Below are 4,800 nucleotides of genomic sequence, written 5' to 3' on the forward strand. Positions count from 1 at the left end.
TTTTTCAAATGCAGAATTGAATATCGAACAAGGAACATCGATCAACGAATGTTGAAGTGAAATGCACACTGCTTTTTACTTTTAGCTTTCTTCCGGACTTCCCGACTTCTCTGACTTTCCGACCTCCGCATTTATCTGTGAAAATCTGTGAGTTCCGTGGGAAATAATTCTGCATTTCATCTGCGTTCATCTGCGCGATCCGCGGGAAACAAATGGCTGTTACTTTTTTCTATTAACTTAGGGCGCTTAATTCTCCGGTATGACACCCACGCAGGCGCAAAAAGAAATACAACAGCTCACCGAAAAGATTCAGTATCACAACGATCTCTATTATCAGCAAAACAAAACAGAGATCAGTGACCAGGAATTTGATATGCTGCTGAAAAAACTGGAGCAGCTTGAAAAAGAGTTTCCGCAGTTCAAGCAGCCGGACTCTCCTTCTCAACGGGTGGGTGGCACCATAACCAAAGAATTTGCTACGGTATATCACAAGTATCCCATGCTTTCGCTGGGCAATACCTATAGCCAGGAAGAACTGGAAGATTGGGATGCCCGTGTAGCCAAAGGTCTCGAAGGCGATGCGTATGAGTATATGTGCGAACTGAAGTTCGATGGCGTCTCCATGAGTCTTACGTATGAGAACGGACTCCTGGTGCGCGGTGTAACACGCGGTGATGGTGTGCGTGGCGATGATGTAACGAACAACATCAAAACTATTCGCTCTATTCCATTGAAAGTAAAAGGCACAGATATACCGGAGTCATTCGAAGTACGCGGAGAAGTTTTTTTACCAAAAGAAATTTTTGCTCAACTCAACAAAGAGCGCGAAGATATAGGTGAAGAACGCTACGCCAACGCACGCAATACGGCTTCGGGCACGGTAAAGATGCAAGACTCTACGGAGGTAGCACGCAGAAAACTGGATTGCTATACCTATGCATTATTGGGCGATCATGCCAATACACATTCGGAAGCTATTCACAAACTGGAGCAATGGGGCTTCCATGTATCGAAGACTTACCAGAAGTGTAAAAATATACAGGAAGTACTGCAGTATATTAACAAGTGGGATACCGATCGCCATACCCTGCCACTCGAAACGGATGGTGTGGTTGTTAAGGTAAATAGTCTCGAACACCAGGAGCGCCTCGGCTTTACAGCAAAAAGTCCGCGGTGGGCTATAGCCTATAAATATAAAGCACAAAGTCTCAGCACACGTCTCAACGGCGTTACCTACCAGGTAGGACGAACCGGAGCAGTAACTCCGGTGGCAGAACTTGAACCTATATTTCTCGCAGGCACAACAGTGAAGCGTGCCTCGCTTCATAATGCTAACCAGATTGCTCAACTCGATCTGTGCATTGGCGATTATGTATTTGTAGAAAAAGGTGGCGAGATCATTCCGAAAGTTACCGGTGTCGACATGGAGAAGCGAACACCGAGTGTTACTCCGATACAGTATATCACACACTGCCCCGAGTGTAATACCAAGCTGATACGCGTTGAAGGTGAAGCTGCTTTCTATTGCCCTAACATCAACGGTTGTGCTCCGCAGATAAAAGGACGCATCGAACATTTTATACAACGCAGGGCGATGGATATAAACTCACTCGGTGAACAAACCATTCGTCAGCTATATGATCTTGGACTTGTAAAGAGTCCGGCTGATCTCTATAAACTCACACGCGAAGATGTGCTTCGCCTCGATGGCTTTAAAGACAAATCTGCAAAGAATTTACTCGAAGGTATTGAAGGCTCGAAAGCTATACCATTCGAGAGTGTATTGTTCGCGATTGGCATTCGCTATGTTGGTAAAACTGTTGCTGAAAAGTTAGCGCGGTATTTCAAGTCGATCGATAATATCGCGAAAGCAACTCCGGAAGAATTGCTGAAAGCTCCCGAGATCGGTGAGAAGATCGCACAAAGTGTATTTCAGTTCTTTGGCAATCCGGAGAACCAGACCGAGATCACACGACTCAAGGAAGCCGGGCTACAATTTGAAAGCACCGCGAAAGAACCGGAAAAGGTGAGTGATGTATTGAACAACAAATCGTTCGTGATATCCGGTGTATTTCAAAAGTACGAGCGCGAACAATTACAGGATATCATCGTTCAGAATGGCGGAAGAGTGTTATCTTCCGTTTCGGGGAAGTTGGATTATTTGCTCGCAGGTGATAATATGGGGCCTTCAAAGCGCGAGAAGGCAGAGAAGCTTGGTGTGAAGATCATCTCGGAACAAGACTTTGAAAAATTATTGAACGGACTTACATCATAACTACTGGCAATGAGGCTTAACTTTTTGAAAATCAAAACCAATGCACTCCTTAAAAAAAATAAAGCTTTACGTGCTAATGTAGGTTACAAGCAGGCAAAAACGGTGGGCCTCATCTTCTCGGTAGAAGACAAACAGAAGCACTTTATCGTAAAGGAGTTCATTAAGAAACTGGAGCAGGACGAAAAGAATGTGCAGGTACTGGAATATTTACCGGCCAAGCACGACAACTTCGAGTTTCGTTTCGACTTCTTTACGGAGAAAGACTTGTCGTTCTGGGGCAACATCACCTCCTCTACTGCGCTGCAGTTTGCTGAAGCACCGTTTGATTTTTTATTCTATATCGACTTAACTCCTAATCCGCTCGTGTTACATTTGCTGGCCAAAAGCAAGGCCAAGTGCCGTGTAGGAAAATTCTTTGATGATGGCCAGCTATATCTCGACCTCATGATTGAATCGGTTGCCAATACACAAGCCCTGGTCGATGGCATGTATAAGTATGCAGCCCAATTGAAGTAGAAACATTTACGAATTTCAATACCAACCCTTTATGAAGAAGTTTCATGGAACCGGTGTAGCACTGGTTACACCGTTCACGGAGTCGCTGGAAGTTGACTACAAGGCCCTCAAAAAATTACTGAACCATACAGCGAAGGGTGCGGATTACTACGTTGTGCTCGGCACAACCGGTGAGTCGCCCACGATAAGCAGTGAAGAGAAGAAAAAGATATTGCAATTCGTAAAGGACAATAACAGCAAGAACCTGCCAATAGTATATGGCATTGGTGGCAACCACACCGAAGAGATACTGGAGATCATTCATGAAACCGATCTGAAAGGTGTTGATGCTATTCTTTCTGTAAGTCCATACTATAACAAGCCATCACAGGAAGGTATCTACCAACATTTTAAAAAGATTGCCGATGCATCTCCGGTGCCGGTTATACTCTACAACATTCCGGGCCGCACGGGTTCTAACATGGCAGCCGAAACAACGCTGAGGCTAGCCGCACACAAGAATGTGATCGGTATAAAAGAATCGTCAGGCAACCTGGAGCAGTGCATCAAGATCGCGAAGTATATGCCGAAAGATTTTCTGCTGCTTTCCGGTGATGATATGCTGGCGCTGCCGATATACTCTATCGGTGGTCATGGCGTTATATCTGTACTCGCCAATCCATTCCCGGTTATCTTCCGCAAGATCAAAGAATTTGTACAGGCCGGTAATTATACCAAGGCAGCGCAAGAACTATATAAACTGTCGGACCTGAACGGAGCGATGTACGAAGAAGGCAACCCGATCGGTGTAAAATATGTATTGTCTTTACTCGACATCTGCACGCCACTGGTACGTTTGCCACATGCACCGGCTTCTGAAGGATTGAAGAAACGCATCAACACGTTGTTCGAGCAGATAAAGAAATGATATCGATTCGCAACGCTGGTATAGCCGACATTTCGATTATACAGGATCTCGCAGAGAAAACCTGGTGGCCTACCTATTCTTCTCTCCTTACGGATGAGCAGATTCGCTTTATGCTGGATGCTATTTACTCGCACGATGCGCTGAAGAAAGTGATGGAAGAAGGATCGCAGCAATTTTTATTGCTGGCCGATGAACAGGGAGACCAGGGCTTTGCTTCATACGGACCGCGTAAAGAAGATCCGGCTATATACAAGCTTCATAAGCTCTACGTACTTCCTAATAACCAGGGAAAAGGCTATGGAAGATTACTGATCGATGAAGTAACCAACCGGATAAAACAACACAATGGCTATACACTGGAGCTGAATGTAAAGCGCGATAACCCGGCTATAACATTCTACGAAAAGATGGGCTTCACCAAACTCCGCGAAGAAGATATACCCATCGGCCCTTACTGGATGAAAGATTTTGTGATGCGGAAGAAGGGGTAGTATATACTCCCCTATTCCACTATAAACTTTTGGGTATATAGGTGGTTGTTGGTATATATCTGCAACAAGTACATACCGGCAAAAGGCTTCTCACTTAGATGTATCTGCAAAGTACCGTTCTCGTCTGCGCTTGAATAGTATTCCCTGAACAACTCTTTCCCTGATAAATTGATGACCTTTACCACGTACGGATCATTGGAAGATTCTACCTTAACATTGAGTTGTGTTCCATTTACCGGGTTGGGATAAATTTCAGCCACTGCGGGTTTTATCGATACGGATCGTAGTCCCAGAAATTCAGCGTTGCCATCGAGGTCCGTTTGTTTTAATCTATAGTATGATAATCCGGAGAAAGGAGTAGCATCCACTACTTTATAGTCTTGCTTTATATAGCTCGTCTGCGCACCGGCAACATGCGCTACTTCTTCAAATGCCTTACCATCGGCTGAACGTTCTACTGTAAAGAAGTCATTATCTTTCTCTGTTGCCGTACTCTACTCAATCGCCACTTTACTTTCTTCATAAGCGCTTACATTCAACGAAAGTAATTCTACCGGTAAAGGAGTTTGTGTAGTGTTAGCAGTGCCTAATGTAAATCGCATATTGTTTCC

5 protein-coding genes are annotated in these 4,800 nt (G+C 44.6%); 4 read left to right on the plus strand and 1 reads right to left on the minus strand.

The annotated features are described in order from the left end of the window. Positions 1 to 259 precede the first annotated feature (259 nt). The 4 genes from ligA to VIN08_RS03665 are packed head-to-tail and all read left to right on the plus strand — an operon-like array spanning position 260 to position 4,189. Entirely contained in the window at positions 260 to 2,275 is a 2,016-nt protein-coding gene (gene ligA / locus VIN08_RS03650; RefSeq protein WP_331960385.1) for an NAD-dependent DNA ligase LigA, read from the plus strand. A gap of 9 nt (positions 2,276 to 2,284) precedes the next feature. Further along, positions 2,285 to 2,791 carry a DUF6913 domain-containing protein gene (locus VIN08_RS03655; protein ID WP_331960388.1) on the plus strand — a complete coding sequence of 169 codons (507 nt, stop codon included), beginning with the start codon at positions 2,285 to 2,287 and terminating at the stop codon, positions 2,789 to 2,791. Between the two features lie 31 nt (positions 2,792 to 2,822). Beyond that, complete coding sequence (dapA, locus tag VIN08_RS03660; RefSeq protein WP_331960391.1) at positions 2,823 to 3,698, plus strand: 4-hydroxy-tetrahydrodipicolinate synthase; 876 nt, start codon at positions 2,823 to 2,825, stop codon at positions 3,696 to 3,698. Then, on the plus strand, positions 3,695 to 4,189 hold the full coding sequence (locus VIN08_RS03665) for a GNAT family N-acetyltransferase (protein ID WP_331960394.1): 495 nt from the start codon (positions 3,695 to 3,697) through the stop codon (positions 4,187 to 4,189). The genes dapA and VIN08_RS03665 overlap by 4 nt, the downstream gene beginning before the upstream one ends. A gap of 11 nt (positions 4,190 to 4,200) precedes the next feature. On the opposite strand, the gene VIN08_RS03670 is transcribed toward VIN08_RS03665, so the two are convergent. Continuing rightward, complete coding sequence (locus VIN08_RS03670; protein WP_331960397.1) at positions 4,201 to 4,557, minus strand: T9SS type A sorting domain-containing protein; 357 nt, start codon at positions 4,555 to 4,557, stop codon at positions 4,201 to 4,203. Positions 4,558 to 4,800 lie beyond the last annotated feature (243 nt).

This window comes from Ohtaekwangia sp. (assembly GCF_036568665.1).
GTDB lineage: Bacteria > Bacteroidota > Bacteroidia > Cytophagales > Cyclobacteriaceae > Ohtaekwangia.